Genomic DNA, 18,253 nt, shown 5'->3' with positions numbered 1-18,253 from the left:
GCCGGGGCCGGCCAGCCGTCAGTTCGCTGTTACTCCGGCCGGCCGTGTTCCTGCCGCCCGGGCACGAAGTCGACCGGGCCCTGGTAGCCGCACCGGAGCAGGACGTCGAGCATCTGCTGGTCGAACAGCGCGCCCACGTCCCGGATCGCGGGTGGGAGATGGCCGAACAGCTCCRGGGACAGGAACCCGTGGAGCTGCGTCCAGACGATCAGGCAGGCGGCGAGCCCTTCCGGCGGGATCGTGTTGCGGGTGTCGGCCCGCCATTCCTCAAGTTCGGCGCGCAGTGCCGGCGTGAGTTCGGCGGCGAACCGGGAGGGGTCGATCAACCCGGCGTCGATCGCCTCGGCCATGCAGCGGAACAGCACCGCGACCGAGCGTTCCGTGCCGTCACACGGCTGGCTTGCCGGCGGGGTGTAGCCCAGTCCCAGCGTCCCGAAGATGAGCATGTACTCGGTCACGTGCTCGTGTGACCAGCGGCGGTAGGCGCGGGTGACCTCGAGCCAGCGCCTGGCATGGTTGTCCCTGGGCGCGAGGTCGAAGGCCTCCTCCAGCGTGTCGGCCAGTGAGGCGAACCCGTCGGCCGCCAGCGCGGCGATCAGCTCGTCCCGGCTGGTGAAGTATCGGTAGAGGGCGGATGGCGTGAGCCCCATCGCCCGGGCCACCGCACGCAGGGACACCCCGGCCGCGCCGTGCTCGTCGAGCTGGTCACGGGCAGTCTGTTTGATCTCGTCTATGGTGGCGAGACGGAGGCGCTCGCGTCTGGAGACCGGCTGGGTCACGCTGRCCATGCTGGTTCGTCCGGTGAACACTGTCAACTTTTTCGACTGGATGTCTTGACTGCGCCCGGTGTACGCGAACACTGTTCTCTAGAACGATGACAACTCTCCGGAGGTTCCGGTGTTCGCACGCCTCGCGCGCCTGGTCACACGCCGTCCCGGGCTTGTCCTGCTGGCAACCCTGCTGCTCGTGGGCGCGACGGCCGTGCTCGGCGTCACCGCCTTCGGCAAGCTCCAGACCGGTGGGTTCGACGATCCCCGGTCGGGCTCCACCCACGCCGACCAGGCGGTGGAGGAGCGCTTCGGCGGTCAGCCCAGCCTGGTCCTGYTGGTCACGGCCCGCGCCGGGACGGTGGACGCTCCCGACGCCACGGCCGCCGGCAGGGAGCTCACCCGGGCCCTCGCGGCCGAGCCGGGCGTGARCAGGGCGGTCTCGTACTGGGACGGCGGTGGGCCGCCCCTGCGTTCCGAAAGCGGCAGGCACGCGCTCGTGCTCGCCTACACCTCCGACGACGTGGCGGAGGAACTCGTCGCCCGGTACGAGCAGGCCAGGGACGTCCCCGGCCCGGTGACGGTGACCCCCGGCGGTGCCGCCACCATCGGCGAGAACATCAACGACCAGGTCACCACCGACCTTGCCCTGGCCGAGTCGGTGGCCATCCCGATCACGATGGTGCTGCTCATCGTGGCCTTCGGCGGCGTGGTGGCCGCGCTGCTGCCGCTGGCCGTCGGCGTGGCCGGCATCTTCGGCGGGCTTGCGATCCTCTCCGTCCTCGGCAGCCTCACCGACGTCTCGATCTTCGCGGTCAACCTCACCACGGCCCTGGGTCTGGGCCTGGGTATCGACTACGCCCTGCTGATGGTGAGCCGGTTCCGTGAGGAACTCGCCAGCGGGCGGGACCGCGCCGACGCGRTCGCCACCACCCTGCGGACCGCCGGCCGGACGATCGTCTTCAGCGGCGCCACCGTCGTGGCGGCACTCGCCGTGATGCTCGTCTTCCCGCCCTACTTCCTGAAGTCGATGGCCTATGCCGGTATCGCCGTGACGGTCTTCGCGGTCCTCAGCGCGACCGTGGCCCTGCCGGCCATACTTGTGCTGCTCGGACCGCGGGTCAACGCGCTGCGGGTCGGCGGGCTGATCGGGCTGATCCGCCGCCGGCGGGCCGCTGGAGCGGCAGCCGGCCCCCGGGAGGCCTCCGAATCACCCGTCTGGCGCGCCGTCGCCTCCACTGTCATGCGCCGGCCGCTGCTCGCCGGCGTGCCCGCCGTCGCCGTGCTGCTGGTGCTGGGCATCCCCTTTCTGCACGTCTCCTTCGGCACCCCGGACGACCGGGTGCTGCGCGACACCGCATCCAGCCGGCAGGTCGGCGACGTCATCCGGACGGACTTCGCCGCCGACACCGCCGCCGCCACGACCGTCGTGCTGGAGGGGGCGGCTGGCGGCCCCGGCGGGGGCGCTCCGGCTGGCGGGCCCGCACTGGACGGATACGCGCGCGACCTGTCCTCGTTACCGAACGTGGCTCGGGTGAACAGCGCGGCCGGCACCTACGCCGCCGGCCGCCAGGTGACGCCCCCCGCCCCCGCGGACTCCCGGTTCTCCGCCGGTACCTCGACCTATCTCGAGGTGGTCCCCTCGGTCGACCCGGCGTCGGACGCCGGGCAGGATCTCGCCAGGGCCGTGCGCGAGCGACCCGTTCCGGCCGGGACGTCCGTGCTCGTCGGCGGTCCGTCCGCGGTGCTCGTCGACGGCAAGGCGACCATCTCCGACCATCTGCCACTGGCCGTCGGGCTGATCGCGCTGACCACGTTCGTGCTGCTCTTCCTGTTCACCGGCAGCGTCGTCATGCCGCTGAAGGCCCTGGTGCTCAACGCGCTGTCGCTGAGCGCCGTGCTCGGCGCCGCGGTCTGGATCTTCCAGGACGGCCACCTGTCCGGGGCGCTGGGCTTCCTGCCCGGGCCGCTGGACACCTCCATGCCGGTGCTGCTGTTCTGCATCGCGTTCGGCCTGTCCATGGACTACGAGGTGTTCCTGCTGTCTCGGATCAAGGAGGAGTACGACCGGGGCGTCCCGAACACCGAGGCCGTCGCCACCGGCCTCGCCCGCACCGGGCGGATTGTGACCACCGCCGCGGCGCTGCTCGCGGTGACCTTCGTGGCCTTCGCCACGTCGTCGGTGACGTTCATGCAGATGTTCGGCATCRGCACGGCCCTGGCGATAGTCCTGGACGCCACCCTGATCCGCGGGGTGCTGGTACCGGCGTTCATGCGCCTGGCCGGCAACGTCAACTGGTGGGCACCACGGCCGCTGAGCGCCCTGCACGCCCGAATCGGCCTGGTGGAGGCGCCCCGGGCGGAAGTCGCCCATAACGCACCTGTCGAAAATGTGGGAAGCATCGGATATGAGCTGGTAAGACAATCCGAAAAATAAAGCGGTATGCTCGTCATGGTATTTTCTGTTACCGGTCACAATGTGGAAAAAACCATCGAGACGGCATCGCCGGCCCTTGTCACGACCTCGTTTCACGTTCTAGCCTCAATACCGTAGGAGACCCGCTGGACCGTAACCGGACGCACGATTGGCGACGATCGTGACCAGTTCTCCCGGATGCGGTCGTCCGCACCCGTCGGTGACCGCCCGCTTGTACCGGGACGCCGGGTGCGGCGGCGTGGCCGGTATCCAACTGAATCTTGCGGCAGAGGTGGTGGAGCTGCTGCCGCACGGCTCGCGGGGGCGGCCGTGGACGGATCGGCCGCCCCCGCGAGCGACCCGGGAGCCTGGCTTTCCAGGACGCCGCGCAGGTGGGGTGTGCGGTCCCTGTCCGACGCCCCTGTCCGACGCCCCTGTCCGACGCCTCTGTACGACTGTGCCCAGCCATGCCCGGCCGTTGCCGAAGCCGGCCGGCAATCCGTGCCCGGATATCTGCCGGACCATGCACATGACGGATGGACGGTCAGGACAAAACCGTTTTCGCGGGCAGTCTCCGGCCCGGAACACGGTTTTTCGGCCCGAAACACCGTGCGCTGACCCGGAATAGCGCAGGGCCGGAACGGCGCGAGGTCGAGACGGCGCAGGACCGGAACAGCGCGAAATCCGGATCGGCGCAAAATTTGGAACAACACGGGCACTGGAGCGGCGCCCGGAAGGGGACGACCGCCGTGGGCGCCGCGGACGGCGTCGGAACAGCATGGGACCCGGGCCGGCGTCCGGTGCGGCTTCGTCGACACCGGTGCCATGGACGATCCGGCTCGTCGGAACCGTACGGGACACCAGCGCGCCGTACGGGGCCCAGCGCGCTGTACGGGACCCGGAGTAACCGTCCGGCGCTCGTCCCACCGACGTGCCGGTGACTCACAGGCGCTCGAAGGCGCGGCGGCGTTCCCAGTCGGTGACGGTCGTCTCGTAGGAGGCGAGCTCGGCATCGGCGGCGTGCGCGAGATGGTCGACAACGTCGTCGCCGAACGCCGCCCGCGCGATCTCGCTGGAACGCCACAGCCGTTGCGCCTGCCGTAACGTCCTGGGCAGACGCGCCACCCCGGGCGCGGTGAACGCGTTCCCGGCCGTCGCCGGTGGCAGCGCAAGGTCGTTGTCGATCCCGTACAGGCCGGCCGCGATGATCCCGGCGACCGCCAGGTACGGGTTGGCGTCACCACCGGGCACCCGATGCTCGATCCGCAGCGAGCGGCCGGAGCCGACGACCCGCACCGGGCAGGTGCGGTTGTCCCGTCCCCAGGCGATACCGGTCGGCGCGAACGAGCCCGGAGCGGCGAGCCGCTTGTAGGAGTTGACGGTCGGCGCGAACAGCAGGGCGAACTCGGCCATGCAGGCGAGCTGCCCGGCCACGAACGACCGCATCAGCTTCGACATCCCGGCGAGATCCGCCCGCTCGGCCGACTCCTCGTCGGGTGCTGCCCGCCCGTCTTCCAACGGCTCGGCGGCGAACAGCGTCGCGCCGTCCCGCCCCCGCAGGGACAGGTGAACATGGCAGGAGTTTCCCTCTCCTTGATCATATTTTGCCATAAAGGTCACTGCCTGACCGGCCTGCGCGGCAAGGTTTTTCGCCGTCGTCTTGTAGAGGACGTGGTTGTCGCAGGTACTCATCGCGTCGTCGTAGCGGAAGACGATCTCGTACTGGCCCGGATGGACCTCCGCCCGGGCCGACTCGACCCGCACCCCCGCGTCCGCCATGGCCCGCCTGATCGTCCGGACCAGCCCGTCCATCTCGGACGTCCCGATCAGGGAGTAGTCGACGTTGTACCGGGACGCCGAGGTCAGGCCGCCGTACGAGYGGTCGGCCGCCTGCTGGTAGGACTCGGTGAACACCAGGAACTCCAGCTCGGTACCGGCGAGCGCGGCCAGCCCCCGGGTGTAGAGCCGGTCGAGCTGCGCGCGCAGGACGGCCCGGGGCGCGACGCGGACCATGCCGCCAGCCGGCCACCAGGCATCCGCGAACACCACGGCCGAGYGGGGATGCCACGGAGCGCGGCGCAGAGTCGCGAGGTCCGGTACGAGCCGGAAGTCCCCGAAGCCGGTGTCCCAGGGCGCGAAGGCGTAGCCGGCGTCGGTGTCCATCTCGACGTCCACGGCGAGCAGATAGGCGCAGGCGGGCAGGCCGCGTGCGAGCACGTCCTCGATGAAGTGATCCACCGACGCCCCGCTGCCCTGAAGACGCCCCTGCAGGTCGGGAAGGCCCACGAGCACTTCGTCGATGCTGTCCGGGGAACGCGTGGACGCCGCGAGCCGCCGCAGCTCGTCGACGTCGAGGAGGCCGGGATGCCGCCGCGCGGGCCGGTTCAAGCCGGCCGGGTGGTTGCGCGCGGCAGCCGGGCCGACGCTCCCACGCCCGTCGTCCGGCCGGCCGTCATCCGGATGTTCGTCGTCTCGTTGTCGAGGTTCATCGCCGGGCTCTCTCGGTCTTCGGGGGCCTGCTCTTCGGAGTCACGGTGTCGATCGTCACCAGATGCAGGGGACTGGCGACCTGGCCGTGGCTGACATCGAATCCGCCGTCCCGGTCGGGCCGGTCGTGGAAGCCGGTTCCGGCGAGCTGCTCCCGGTTGAGGCAGACCCGGTCGAAGGTGGGCGCCAGCAGGCCGAACAGGGCGAACCGGTCGGCATGTTCGGGAAAGGCGCGGTGATAGTTCTCGATCTCGGCGCGGACCAGCGTCCAGAACTCCCGCTCGTCGACGCCGAGATGGTCCTCGAGGATGACCGCGAAGAACCGGAAGTGTCCCGCGCACAGCGCTGACAGGATCGAGTGGGCGAGGTCGGACGCGGGCCAGCGCCGCAGGTACCGCGCGGCGGACGCCGGCAGGTCCGCCTGCTCGGGCCAGCCACGCCGGTCATCACCGGTGTGGGCGGCGTCGACCAGTTCTATGTCGGCTCCGAAGTCCTTGATCGCTATTCGGGTCGGGGCGTCGTCACCGTCGAAGACGAGGACGACGTTCTCGCCGTGCGGGGTGAAGGCGACGCCGTAGACGTACAGGTAGTGCAGCAGCGGCGGCAGCAGGCAGGACAGCAGCGCCCGCAGCCACTCCCGCGCCCCGCGGCCCGAGCGGGCCACCAGCTCGCCGACCAGCGCCCGGCCGTCGGAGCCGACGAGCAGCAACGACGCGAACGTCCGGGCCCGTTCGCCGGGGGCGAGCAGGCTCTCGACCGGCTGCCGCCACAGGACGCCCAGCAGCTCGTGGAAGCGGTACGGCGCACGCGCCAGCTCCCCGTACGCGCTGTGGGTGACGGTGGCCCCGGCGATCTCCGGCAGCGGCAGCACCCGTGTGACGTCCCGCAGGAACGCGTCGGCGTCCCGGATGCCGACCAGCCAGGCGGAGGTGTCCGGGCCGGCGTGGGCGTCGTCGGCTGACATCCCTCGCCACACCAGTGTGTTACGAATCATTAGCGCAAGTTTGACATTGAACCGTGCTGGACGGTCGATATTCACCAAAGTACGCACAGATTGTAGCGGAAGGTAGCGATCTGGTGCCTTGCCGAGCAGCACCAACCGGCCGGTCGCGATCTCGGCGGCGAACAGCGGCGCGATCACGTGTTCCCACTGCCAGGGATGCACCGGCAGCCAGACGTACTCCTCATGGGTGGCGGCCGGCTCCCCCTGGGACGGAGCCTGTTCCTCTCGGCCCCGGCCATCCGGTGGATCAGCCACCGGTTCTCCCCGGGGCGGAGCCGGCCGTGCCGGAGCGGTGCCCGGCTCCGCGGGCCGGCCGTCGTCACGGTCCGTCCCAGCCTCCGCGCCACTGCCCGCGGTCGCGAGCCAGGTTGCCAGCGTCGTTGCGAACGCGGCCCGGGTGGACGGGTCGAGCTCGGCCGCCAACAGCCGCCGCTGGGTGAGAACGCCGCCACGGGCGTCCGGGTCGTCCGCACCGGCCGGTCCGGCACCGCCGGATCCGGCGGTCGGGAAGCTGGCGGTCGTAAAACCGGCGGACGCGAAGGTGGCCAGCTCCGGATGCGCGGCTACCCACAGCAGCCGCAGGGGGGTGGCCGCCTCCGGGGTGTAACGGCCCGCGTCGGTGAGACCGAAGCCCAGCCGTCCCTTGTTCGCGACCATGCACGGATGCCCGGTGGCGAAGCCCTCGATCTCGGTGTAGGTCGCGTCCGCGAGCTCGGCAGCGGGGCGTGCGGCGGCGAGCAGCCGCACATCGGCGGCGTGCGTCGCGGTCAGCTCACGGACGACGTCCGCGGTGACGTCGTCCGGCCAGTCCAGCAGACCCGCGGCGTCCAGGACGAAACGCACCGGGTCGTCCGCTGGGACCGGGCCGCGCGACGTGGCGTACCCGCCGGGATCCGTTGGCGCCGGATCGTCCGCGGAGGCCGACCGGCCACCAGGCCGGCTACCCGGCCGGCCATCCGGCCAGCCCGGCCGGTCCGGCCGGCCGGATGGGCCCGCGCGACGCAGCGAGGCGGCGTCCAACCACCAGGTGCCGAACGTGCCGCGGCGGGCGGTGAACGTGTAGCTGACATCACCGCAGGTCAGCCGGTAACCGGCCGGTTCACCGCGCCCGACGCGCGCCACCGGGGGCGTAGCTGTGGACAGGTCCGCCGACTCGGTCACGCCCGCGAGGTTCGCGGTACCCGCCGGGCTCGCGGGATTCGTCGCGTCCGTCGGGTTCGCGGTGCTCGCGGTGCTGGCGACGGGCTGCGGGTGCAGCAGTTCCTCGTAGGAGAACTCCGCGATCAGCTTTGCCAGCAGGGCCTGCCCGGCCGCCCGCCACAGATGCGGCCGGCTCACGGCCCGTTCCTGTCCGTCCACTGCCCACCTCCGCCGGTTGGCGCGGGCACGTCACCGCGCCGCGGGCGCACGGCCGGGCCGGCAGCCGGCCCAGCTCCCGTGTCCGTCGATCCGGCCGCCGGACCGGTGGTCGGCCGGGACATGCCAGAAGCAGGACCGGGGCCGGGCGCCGGCGTGTCGGTGGGCGCGCCGAAGGTCGTGAAAGCCGATCGTGGCGGGACGCGGTAGGCCGCGCCGCCGGTCAGGTCGTCGAGGATCACCGCCGCCCGCCAGGCGCCCAGGCCGAGGTCTGGCGTGCCGACCCCGTGGGTGTGCAGTTCGGCGTTCTGGACGTAGATCCGTCCGCTGACCCGCGGCGCGGTCGCGAGCCGGTAGGCCGCGTCCACCTGGTACCGGCCGGCGGCGTCGAGGTCGAGCAGGTCCGCGACCGGGCCGAGCAGCGTGGGCCGGCGGGCGGCGTACCCGGTCGCGAGCACGACCCGGTCGGTCTCGACCGTGAACACTCGGTCCTGCGGGACGTGCCGGCAGATCAGCCTGATCCGCCCGGCCGCTGTCCGCGTCCCCGACTCGATCGTGACGTGGGGCAGCAGGGCCGCGTCCACGGCCGCGCCGGCGACGGTCCGTTCGTACAGCAGATCGTAGATCTCCGCGATCGTCTCGGCGTCGATGCCCTTGTACAGCTGCCACTGGCTGGGCAGGAGCGCGTCCTTGGCCGACTGGTCCAGACCGTGGAAGTACCGGACGTAGTCGGGTGTGAACTGTTCCAGGCCCAGCTTGGAGTACTCCATCGGGGCGAAGGCCGGCGTCCGTGTGATCCAGTGCAGGGCCTGGCCGGTTTCCGGCTGGGCGCGCAGCAGGTCGAGGAAGACCTCCGCGCCGGACTGCCCCGAGCCGACGACGGTCACGTGCCCGGCGCCGGCCAGGGCGGCCCGCCGCGTCCGGTACTCGGCGGAGTGGAACACCTCCGGCCCGAGCAGCCCGGCGAACGCCGCCGGCACCGACGGTTCGGTCCCCACCCCCAGCACGATGTTGCGGGCCAGCGCCGTCCGGGTGGTCCGGGCAGCGAGGGTGTGGCCGTCGGCCTGGGCACTCACCTCGACCTCGAACAGCCCGGTGTCCGGACGCCAGCGCAGCGCGTCCACCCGGGAGCCGAAACGGGTGGCGGCCAGGCCGGTGGCCACCCAGCGGCAGTAGTCGTCGTACTCCTGCCGCAGCAGGTGGAAGCGTTCGTGGAAGTAGAACCGGAACAACCGGTCGTGCGCGTGCAGATAGGACAGGAACGACCAGCGGCTGGTCGGGTCGGCGAGGGTGACCAGGTCGGCGAGGAAGGGCACCTGCAGCCGGGTGCCCGGCAGCAGCAGGCCGGGATGCCAGGAGAACCCCGGCCTGGCCTCGAAGAACCGGGTGCGCAGCCCGGGCAGCCCGTCGGCGAGCGCGGCCAGCGAGAGGTTGAACRGCCCCAACCCGACGCCCACCAGGTCGAACGGCTCGTCCCGTTCGTTCGACTCGTCCCGCCTGCGCTGTTCGTCCGGGCGGTCCTGGTCGGACGGGTGGGTGCTCACGATCCRAGCTCCGTGACGAGCGGGTTGGGGATGTCGACGTACAGCGACTGGGTGGCGACCGGGCCGGCCAGTTCGTCGCGCCCGTCGACCGCTGTCGCGAAGTTCGCCTTGCAGCGCAGGACGGGGGAGTCCAGCAGCAGGCCGAACAGGTCCGGCACGGCCACGCCGTCGGCGGCCAGGTCGGCGCGCATGCGCACCAGCATGACGCGCACGGCGGCCAGCAGGTGGGTCTCGTCCGCCCGGTTGGCGGCGCCCAGAGCGCCGATCACCCCGAACACGTTGTTGATCATAAGATAGTAGAGCACCCGTTCGTCCACGAGGGCGTTGTCGAAGATCGCGGCTAGCCCGTCGCCGAACCCGGGCACGGCCCGGCGGACGGCATCCGCGTGGGACGCGGCGACATAGTAGCCCTGGCTGTCGCGGTACCAGCCGGCCGTGGGCCGGCCGTGGTCGTCCAAGGTGACCAGGCAGTTCTGCTGGTGCGCCTCCAGGCCGACCCCGTGGCGCGCGTACAGGTCGAGCGCCGGCGCGGCGACGACCCGCAGGTAGCGGGCGAACCAGTCGGCGGCGACCTCGGCGGCGGGCCGCCCGGCCCGTGCCGCGAGCCCGTCGACGATCCTGACGAGCATGGACGGGCCGGGGTCGGTGGGGTTGGCGGGGTCGGCGCGCACGGTCCGGTCCGGGCGGTCGGCGACCAGCCCGGCCACGCACACCACCCGGTCGTCCACACCGAACGGGTTCACCCGGATCGCGCTGTCCAGCCCCAGGCTGGACACGCTCGCGGCCCCCGGGGCCGGACTCCCTGCGCTCGGAGGGTCGAGGCCGACCCATGCCGGATCCTCGAGCAGGTGGAAGTCGGGATGGGCGCCGGCCAGCCAGTCCCGCAGGCCCGTGTCGAGCAGCGCGCTGATCTGGACGCCCAGCTCCAGTTCGTCGCGCAGGTTGATCCGGCGGGAGTTGGTGATCCGCATACCCAGGGAAAGTTTGATCATGACTGGTGCGTCCGGCCGCCACACAGTGCGCAGCGACGCCGTCGGATACCACGGTGGCCCGGCCGGGCCGAGAGCCACCAGCAGACCATCGGCGATCATGGCGGTGGCGTCCGGCCGGGTACGTAGGTAGCGGGCCTGCCAGGGGTGTGCCGGCAGGAGCAGGTAGCCGGCGGGGGCGACAGGCAGGTCGCGGTCGGGCAGCAGGCGGCGTAGGAGCTCCGCCGGGCCGCGGCCGGCGATCGTCCCGCCCGAGGCCGCCACCGACGGGTGGGCAGCGAACCAGTGCAGGGCAAAGGAGCCATACAACTCTGGAGAGTATGTGGCCAGCTCCTCCGCTGACGCACCTTCGCGGCTCTTCGCCGTCGGATGGAACGGATGCCCGGTTATCAACGCCTGTTCGGCGACAAGGAACAGCGCCGTGCCAGCCGCGTCGCCCGCCGCGTCCGGCACGGTGGACGCGCCCGCCCCGGCCGGCATGGCCACTTCGGCTGGTGTGCCCGGTCCATCCGGTGGCACGACCGKACCAGATGGCGTGGCCGGTGTGGTCGGCCTGGCGGGCCCTCGGCGGGTGGTGGCGCGGGCTTCGATGTGCACGGCGATCCGCCGCAGCGAGTCGATGACGCGGCCGAGGCAGTCCGCGCCCGCCGACGGCGGCAGCCCCTGCCGGCTGGCGATCTCGCGGACGAGCAGGGCAGCCAGCAGCCCGGCGTCCACCGGTGGACCTCCCACGGCCGGGCCTCCTGTGCTCGGACGCCGCGTGGCCCGGCCGCCCGTGGCTGGAGCTTCCCCGATCGGGTTCCCCGGGGCCGCGGCTTCCGTGGTCGAGCCGCTGATGGTCGGCGGGCCGAAGCGATGCCAGCCGCAGGGCGAGCGGTAGCGGACGGGCACCTCCAACGCCAGTCCGGAGGCGGGCAGACCGATCCGCAGCGGGCCGCCGTGGCGGTCCACCGCGATCCCGTTCTCCCGAACCCAGCAGCGCAGCAGCGTCTCGATGACCCGGGCGTCCGCGGCGGTTGCCGCGGCCTGGCCCGGCAGACCCGGCAGGTCAGACCGATCAGACCGATCAGGTGCCGGCCTGTCCGGCGTCCCCGTGGGCGCGCCGCCCAGGGCCGGTGGTACGGGGACGGGCTTCACCGGGGCGGGGAGGCTGCCGCGGTGAGGGCGTCGGCGAGGATGGCCAGTACCCGGTCGGCCTCGGCGTCAGTGATGGTCAGCGGCGGGAGCAGCCGCACCACCGCGTCGTGGCGCCCGCCAAGCTCGACGATCAGGCCTCGGGCCAGGCACTCGGCCCGGACACGGGCGGCCAGGTGGGGGTCTGCCGGCCGGGCACCGAGGGCGTCCGGGCCGGCGTCGGGATCGACCACCTCCAGGCCGATCATGAGCCCGAGTCCGCGGACGTCTCCCACGCAGGGCCGGCCCGCGGCGATCGTCCGCAGGTCGGCCAGCATCCGGGCGCCGACCTCGGCGGCGCGCAGATCCAGGGCTTCGGAGTGGACGAAACGCAGGGTGGCGGCACCGGCGGCCATCGCGAGCTGGTTGCCGCGGAACGTGCCGGTGTGCGCGCCGGGGGCCCAGCCGTCCAGCTCCTCCCGGTAGGCGATGACGGCCAGCGGCAGGCCGCCGCCGATCGCCTTCGACATGACGATGACGTCCGGGGTGATGCCGCTGTGCTCGACGGCCCAGAACGCGCCCGTGCGCCCCACCCCGGTCTGGACCTCGTCGAGGATCAGGGGGATGCCCCGCTCGGCGGTGATCCGGCGGATCGCCCGCAGCCAGTCGTCGGGCGCGGGCACCACCCCGCCCTCGCCCTGCACGGCTTCGACGATCATCGCGGCGGGCTGGGTCACTCCGCCGCACGGGTCGTCCAGGAGCCGTTCGATGTACTGGGTGGACAGCCGCGCGCCGTCCGGGCAGTCCCCGTCGGTGGCGCCCACGCCGAACGGGCAGCGGTAGGGGTACGGGTAGGGCAGCCGCACGACCGTGCCCACCGGCCGGAGACGTTCCTTGATCGTAACGTTGCCGGTGACGGCGAGCGCACCGGCCGTCATGCCGTGGTAGCCACCGGTGAACGCCAGCAGCGTCTCGTGCCCGGTGACCGTCTGGGTCAGCTTGAGCGCGGCCTCGACCGCGTCCGCGCCGCTGGGCCCACAGAAGTGCAGCTTCGCCGAGGTCGCGAGGTCACCCGGCAGGCAGGACAGCAGCTCGGCGGTGAACGCGTCCTTCTCGGGGGTGGCCAGGTCGAGCACGTGCAACGGTGCGCCGGAGTGGAGCAGCCCGCGGATCGCCTCGTGGACGACGGGATGGTTGTGGCCGAGYGCGAGGGTGCCGGCGCCGGACAGGCAGTCCAGGTAGCGACGGCCGTCCGCGCCGATCACCGTCATGCCCTCGGCGTGGACGGGGACGATCGGCAGGTTCCGGGCGTATGTCCGCGCGGACGACTCGCGCCGGCGCTGCCGGGCGAGGATTCCCTCGGCGCGTACCCGGCCGTCGGCGTTCGGTACGCCATGGCCGTCAGCGGGGTCGCCAGTGGGGCCGCCGGTGGGGCTGGTAGTGGGGTCAGCATGGGCGCTGGGTCCCGAAGGGCCGGCGGATCCGGAACTGATGGCGGATATCGTCAAGAAAGCGACTCCCGTCCGGTGGCCTGGGCTCCTTGAGTGATCCGGTCCGAGGGCTCAGCTGTGGGGCCTGGGCGGATGGCCGGGTCCGAGGGCCCGGGTCCTGCGGACCTTTCCGGTCGGCGGAGCCGATCCGGCGCGGTACCTCGGGCGCGGGCAAGGGCGTTCCCGCTCGATCATGCCACCTGTGAGCTTCCGTTGGATTCAAGGAAGCCTAACCTAAGCAGCTGTTGGCAGGGGGGACGCGAGCCGTGACTGTAATCATCCTCTCGCTCGCCGCAATCCGACGACGAACCCTGCCGGTGCGGCAACGCCGAGCCCACGCGGCACCCGCGGGGCTGGCCACGGCCCGACAGCACGGCCCGACGGCACAGCGGAAGTCGTAGGTGAAAACCGTCACCCCTCCAACGGCAGCCACCTACGACCGAACGAGGCGTAGGTGGAAAACGCTGTCGGGGTGACGGAAACCACCTACGGATCCCGGCGGTCGGGGAGGGCTTCGGTGAGGTCCTCGAGCAGGTCGTCGATCGACTCGATGCCGACCGACAGCCGGATGAGGTTCGCGGGCACCTCCAGCGGAGAACCGGCCACCGAGACGTGCGTCATCCGCCCGGGATGCTCGATGAGCGACTCGACCCCGCCCAGGGACTCGGCGAGGGTGAACACCCTGGTCCGCCGGCACACCTCGACCGCCGCCTCCTCGCCCCCGCGCAGGGCGAACGACACCATCCCGCCGAAGTCACGCATCTGCTTCGCCGCCACCTGGTGGCCCGGGTCGTCCGGCAGGCCCGGGTAGTGCACGGCCGCCACCGCGGGATGCCCCGCCAGCAGCTCCGCGACGCGGCGGGCGTTCGCGCAGTGCCGGTCCATCCGGACCGCCAGGGTCTTCGCCCCCCGCAGCACCAGCCAGGCGTCGAACGGGCTGGGAACCGCCCCGGTGGCGTTCTGGATGAACCGCAGCCGTTCCCCCAGCCCCGGGTCGGCCACCACCGCGGCGCCACCGACGACGTCACTGTGTCCGCCGAGGTACTTCGTGGTCGAGTGGACCGTCACGTCGGCACCAAGGGCCAGCGGCTGCTGCAGGTACGGGGTGGCGAAGGTGTTGTCGACGGCCAGCAGCGCGCCGGCGGAGTGGGCGATGTCGGCCAGCGCGGCGATGTCGGAGACACCCAGCGTCGGGTTCGTCGGCGTCTCGGACCACAGCAGTCGGGTACGGCCCGGGCGGATCGCCGCCCGCACCGCGTCGAGATCGTTCAGCGGCGCCGGGGTGTACTCCACGCCCCACTCGGCGAGCACCCGCGCGAACAGCCGGTAGGTGCCGCCGTAGGCGTCCAACGGGATCACCGCGTGGTCGCCGGGCCGGCACACCGTGCGCAGCACCGCGTCCACGGCGGCCATCCCGGAGGCGAAGGCGAGCCCCAGCGCACCCACCTCCAGCGCGGCCAGGGAGGTCTCCAGCGCGGTGCGGGTCGGGTTGGACGAGCGGGCGTACTCGTACGCACCGCGCGGGACCCCGACGGCGTCCTGCGCGAACGTCGACGACGGGTGGATGGGGACGACCACCGCGCCGGTGACGGGGTCGGGGTCCTGCCCCGCGTGGATCGCCACCGTCTCGAAGCCGGTACCGGCCCAGGCCTCGGCGCCGGCCGGCCACGCGCCGACGGGCGCCGGGCGGCGCGGGCCGTCGGCACGGGCCGCGGAGCCGTCCACACCGGTTACCGCGTTGTCGGCCACAGGATCGTCGGCCGCAGGATCGCTGGTCACAGGGTCGTCGGCGCTGGTCATGGGCTCCTCGGTGGGGTTACGGGGTGGCCAGGAAGCTGAGCAGGTCGGACCGGGTGAGGATGCCCACGGGGTTGCCGTCCTCCAGCACGAGCACGGCCGGCGCGGCGCCGAGGGCGGCAACCAGCACTGACAGCGGCTCGCCGGCGCCGACCGTGGGCAGCGGCGGCGACATGTACGCGGCCACCGGGGCGTCGACGGCGGCCCGGTCGGCGAACACGGCCCCGAGCAGCTCCAGTTCGATGACGGCGCCGGCCACCTCGGCCGAACGCAGCGGCGGCTCCTGGCGGACCACCGGCATCTGGGAGACGTTGTACTCGCGCAGATAGGAGATGGCCGCGCCGACGGTCTCGTCGGGATGCACGTGTACCAGGTCGGGCGGGCTGGTCGCGTCGGCGGCCTTGCGGGCGAGCACCTCGGCGACCGTCGGCTCGTCCGAGGGACGGTCGAGAAAACCGTAGTCGTACATCCACTCGTCGTTGAAGATCTTCGACAGGTAGCCGCGGCCGGAGTCCGGGAGCAGCACCACGACGCAGCCGTCGGCGTCCAGCTCCCGGGCCACCCGCAGCGCGGCGACCACCGCGAGCCCGCAGGAGCCGCCGACCAGCATGCCCTCGCGGCGGGCCAGCTCCCGGGTCATCAGGAACGAGTCGCGGTCGCTGACCGCCTCGACCCGGTCGACGACGGCCTTGTCGTAGGTGGTCGGCCAGATGTCCTCGCCGACCCCCTCCACGAGGTAGGGCCGCCCGCTGCCGCCGGAGTACACCGACCCCTCCGGGTCGGCGCCGACGACCTGTACCCGCCGGCCGCTGACCTCCTTGAGGTAGCGGCCGGTGCCACTGATCGTCCCGCCGGTGCCGATACCGGCGACGAAGTGGGTGACGCATCCGTCGGTGTCCGCCCAGATCTCCGGGCCGGTGCTGGCGTGGTGCGCGGCGGGGTTGTGCGGGTTGGAGTACTGGTCCGGGCTCCACGCGCCGGGCGTCTCGGCGACGACGCGGCGGGCGACCGAGTAGTAGGAGCGGGGGTCGTCCGGGGCGACCGCGGTCGGGCAGACCAGCACCTCGGCGCCGTAGGCCCGCAGCACTGCCTGTTTCTCTTCACTGATCTTGTCGGGCATGGTGAACACGCAGCGGTAGCCGCGGGCCGCGGCCACGATCGCCAGCCCCACTCCGGTGTTGCCGCTGGTCGGTTCGACGATCGTCCCGCCCGGCCGCAGCTGCCCGGTGGCCTCCGCGGCGTCGATCATTGCCAGGGCGATCCGGTCCTTCACCGATCCGCCCGGATTGACGTACTCCAGCTTGGCGAACACGGGTGCGGCAATACCCGCGGTGACCGCGTTCAGCCTGATCAGTGGAGTTCCGCCGACCACCGCGGCCAGGTTCTCGTAGACACGCATGCGCCGCCCTCACCTTCGCCGCCGAGGTCCTGAGCCGCCGCTGGGCTCCCAGCGTACGCAGCCGAAGCGCCCGCCGCAGGCCAAGCCRCACAGTGTCGCGGAGGCCGCGGAAATCACAGATGATYACAGAGGTTGCGCGGGTTGCGCGGGCCGTGTGAGCTGCGGAGGCCACGAAAGTCACGTCCGCTCGTCACGTCGGGTGGTCCAGGTGCTGTGGGAGCCCCCGGTGTGCGTCGAGCTGGTGTGCGTCGAGCTCGTGTGGGCCGAGCCGGTGGACGTCGAGCTGGTATGGGTCGAAGAGACGGTGTAGGTCGAGCCGCCGTGTGCCGGGCCGTGCCGCGTCGAACCTGTGTGGTGCGTCGAACCTGTGTGGACGTGGGTGAAGCCGCCGCCCGAGTCCCGCGACACCGCGACCCGTACCGGTGGCGGATGCCCCAGGAACCCCTGCATGGCGAACTCGTATCCGTAGGCGCCGGCCATCGGGAAGACCACTATGTCGCCCGCGCGCACCGCGTCCACGGTGATGTCGCGGGCGAGGGTGTCCTCGGGCGTGCACAGCTCGCCGACCACGGTCACCGGCCGTCCGGCGACGCCGGGGCGCGGGAAGTCGTACGGCCAGTCGTCCACCGCGACGACCCCGAAGTTGTGCACGATCTCCCAGGACGTCGGCAGCTGGAAGTGGTGGATGCCGCCCCGCAGCACCACGAAGTCGGTGCCGTGGGCGTGTTTGACGTCGGTGACCTCGGCCGCGTACGCGCCGCAGTCGGCGACCAGCCAGCGTCCCGGCTCGAACAGCACCCGTACCCCGGCCGGGACCGGTGTCGCCCGCAGGCCGGCGGCGAAGGCGTCCAGGTCGAAGGGGCGTTCGCCGCGCCGGTCCGGCTCGAAGGGCACCCCCAGCCCGCCGCCGACGTCGACGACCCGCAGGTCGACGCCGTGCGCGGCGGCCGTGGCGGCCGCGTACCCCAGACACCAGCGGACGTAGTCCAGGTGCGCGGCGGCGTCGAGGTTCCCGGACACGGCGTGGACGTGGAAGCCGGCCACGTCGACCCAGGGCAGTGACCGGGCGACGGCCAGGACGTCGGGGACGTCCGCCTCGGGTATCCCGAAGGCGCTGGCCACCCCGCCCATCCGCAGCGAGCCGGCGAGGGCCACCCGGGACGGGTTGACCCGCAGCGTGACCGGTATCCGGCGGCCCGYCCGGCCCGCGACGTGGTTCAGCCGGCGCAGCTCACCGGGGCTTTCGACGTTGACGGTCACCTCGGCGCCGGCCCTGGCGGCCTCGACGAGCGTGGCCAGCAGCGGGACGGACTTCCCCGGGCCGGAGACGACGATGCGGGCAGGCCGCCCGATCCGCTGGGTGCTGTCCAGCGCGAGCTGGATCTCATGGCTGGAGGCGACCTCGAAACCGTCCACCCCCTGGCCGGTGGGGAGGTTGTGGCCGGTGGTGCCGGTGTGCTGGGCGCTGTGGGCCTGCTGGGCTCCGTGGCCGTGGCCGTGGCCAGTGGCGAGGGCGTCGAGGACCGGCGGGTAGCCGTTTGCCTTCACCGCATAGAAGATCGCGGCCCATGGCGGTAACGCGGCTTTCAGCCGGGCGGCGTTACCGGCCGCGACGTCAAGATCGTAGATGTACGCACTGATCGGATCGGCGTACGCGCCGGCGAAAGGCTGTGCGCCGGTGAAAGGCTGTGCCCCGGTGAAGGCCTCGGTGAACGTTCCGGCGAAGGCCGCTGAGGCGGTGGGAGCATTCGGGGGATGAGCGAATCGGCCGGGGGCGCCGCCGCGTGCTCCGAGGGCGCCGCGCAGCCAGTGCAGCGTGGCTGCGGGCAGCCGGCTGACGGGTAGGGCGTGCAGCCGGCCGGCCGACGGTGGCAACTGCACGCGCGTTCAGC

General features: G+C 72.3%; 10 protein-coding genes. 1 reads left to right on the top strand and 9 read right to left on the bottom strand.

Translation table 11 applies throughout. The features are described from left to right. Positions 1–29: 29 nt before the first annotated feature. Positions 30–788, bottom strand: coding sequence for a TetR/AcrR family transcriptional regulator (locus tag BL254_RS01560; protein ID WP_076842300.1), 759 nt, complete (start codon positions 786–788; stop codon positions 30–32). A gap of 109 nt (positions 789–897) precedes the next feature. Between BL254_RS01560 and BL254_RS01555 the strand changes: the two genes are divergently transcribed. Next, a complete protein-coding gene (locus tag BL254_RS01555) occupies positions 898–3,204 on the top strand; it encodes an MMPL family transporter (protein WP_076842299.1) in 2,307 nt (768 codons plus the stop codon). Positions 3,205–4,125: 921 nt separating this feature from the next. Here the strand turns inward: BL254_RS01555 and BL254_RS01550 are convergent. The 8 genes from BL254_RS01550 to BL254_RS01515 all read right to left on the bottom strand — a co-directional run bounded on the left by BL254_RS01550 (position 4,126) and on the right by BL254_RS01515 (position 18,242). Continuing rightward, positions 4,126–5,571 (bottom strand): glutamine synthetase family protein, encoded by a 1,446-nt coding sequence (locus tag BL254_RS01550; RefSeq protein WP_076842298.1) that lies wholly within the window; start codon positions 5,569–5,571, stop codon positions 4,126–4,128. A gap of 97 nt (positions 5,572–5,668) precedes the next feature. After that, positions 5,669–8,011: an IucA/IucC family siderophore biosynthesis protein gene (locus tag BL254_RS01545; RefSeq protein ID WP_139342125.1), complete on the bottom strand. Its 2,343-nt coding sequence runs from the start codon at positions 8,009–8,011 to the stop codon at positions 5,669–5,671. Next, positions 8,008–9,573 carry a lysine N(6)-hydroxylase/L-ornithine N(5)-oxygenase family protein gene (locus BL254_RS01540; RefSeq protein ID WP_076842297.1) on the bottom strand — a complete coding sequence of 522 codons (1,566 nt, stop codon included), beginning with the start codon at positions 9,571–9,573 and terminating at the stop codon, positions 8,008–8,010. The genes BL254_RS01545 and BL254_RS01540 overlap by 4 nt, the downstream gene beginning before the upstream one ends. Beyond that, entirely contained in the window at positions 9,570–11,699 is a 2,130-nt protein-coding gene (locus tag BL254_RS01535; RefSeq protein WP_254857698.1) for an IucA/IucC family siderophore biosynthesis protein, read from the bottom strand. Before BL254_RS01535 ends, BL254_RS01540 begins: the two co-directional genes overlap by 4 nt. Beyond that, on the bottom strand, positions 11,696–13,183 hold the full coding sequence (locus tag BL254_RS01530; protein WP_076842296.1) for a diaminobutyrate--2-oxoglutarate transaminase family protein: 1,488 nt from the start codon (positions 13,181–13,183) through the stop codon (positions 11,696–11,698). Before BL254_RS01530 ends, BL254_RS01535 begins: the two co-directional genes overlap by 4 nt. 468 nt (positions 13,184–13,651) lie before the next feature. Continuing rightward, a complete protein-coding gene (locus BL254_RS01525; RefSeq protein ID WP_076842295.1) occupies positions 13,652–14,965 on the bottom strand; it encodes a cystathionine gamma-synthase in 1,314 nt (437 codons plus the stop codon). A gap of 16 nt (positions 14,966–14,981) precedes the next feature. Beyond that, a complete protein-coding gene (locus BL254_RS01520; protein ID WP_047224850.1) occupies positions 14,982–16,361 on the bottom strand; it encodes a cystathionine beta-synthase in 1,380 nt (459 codons plus the stop codon). A 177-nt stretch (positions 16,362–16,538) separates the two neighbouring features. Beyond that, the gene (locus tag BL254_RS01515) at positions 16,539–18,242 is read right to left on the bottom strand and encodes an alanine racemase (RefSeq protein ID WP_076842294.1); all 1,704 of its coding nucleotides are present in this window, start codon (positions 18,240–18,242) and stop codon (positions 16,539–16,541) included. Positions 18,243–18,253: the final 11 nt, after the last annotated feature.

It is taken from the genome of Protofrankia sp. BMG5.30 (genome assembly GCF_001983005.1).
In the GTDB taxonomy this organism is placed as follows: domain Bacteria; phylum Actinomycetota; class Actinomycetes; order Frankiales; family Frankiaceae; genus Protofrankia; species Protofrankia coriariae.
The sequence above is the reverse complement of the archived record's forward strand: the minus strand, read 5'-3'. Positions and strand labels throughout refer to the sequence as shown.

Coding starts and splice junctions, on each gene's coding strand:
- BL254_RS01525 (WP_076842295.1), bottom strand. CDS start 14,965: ATGACCAGCGCCGACGACCCTGTGACCAGCGATCCTGCGGCCGACGAT.
- BL254_RS01520 (WP_047224850.1), bottom strand. CDS start 16,361: ATGCGTGTCTACGAGAACCTGGCCGCGGTGGTCGGCGGAACTCCACTG.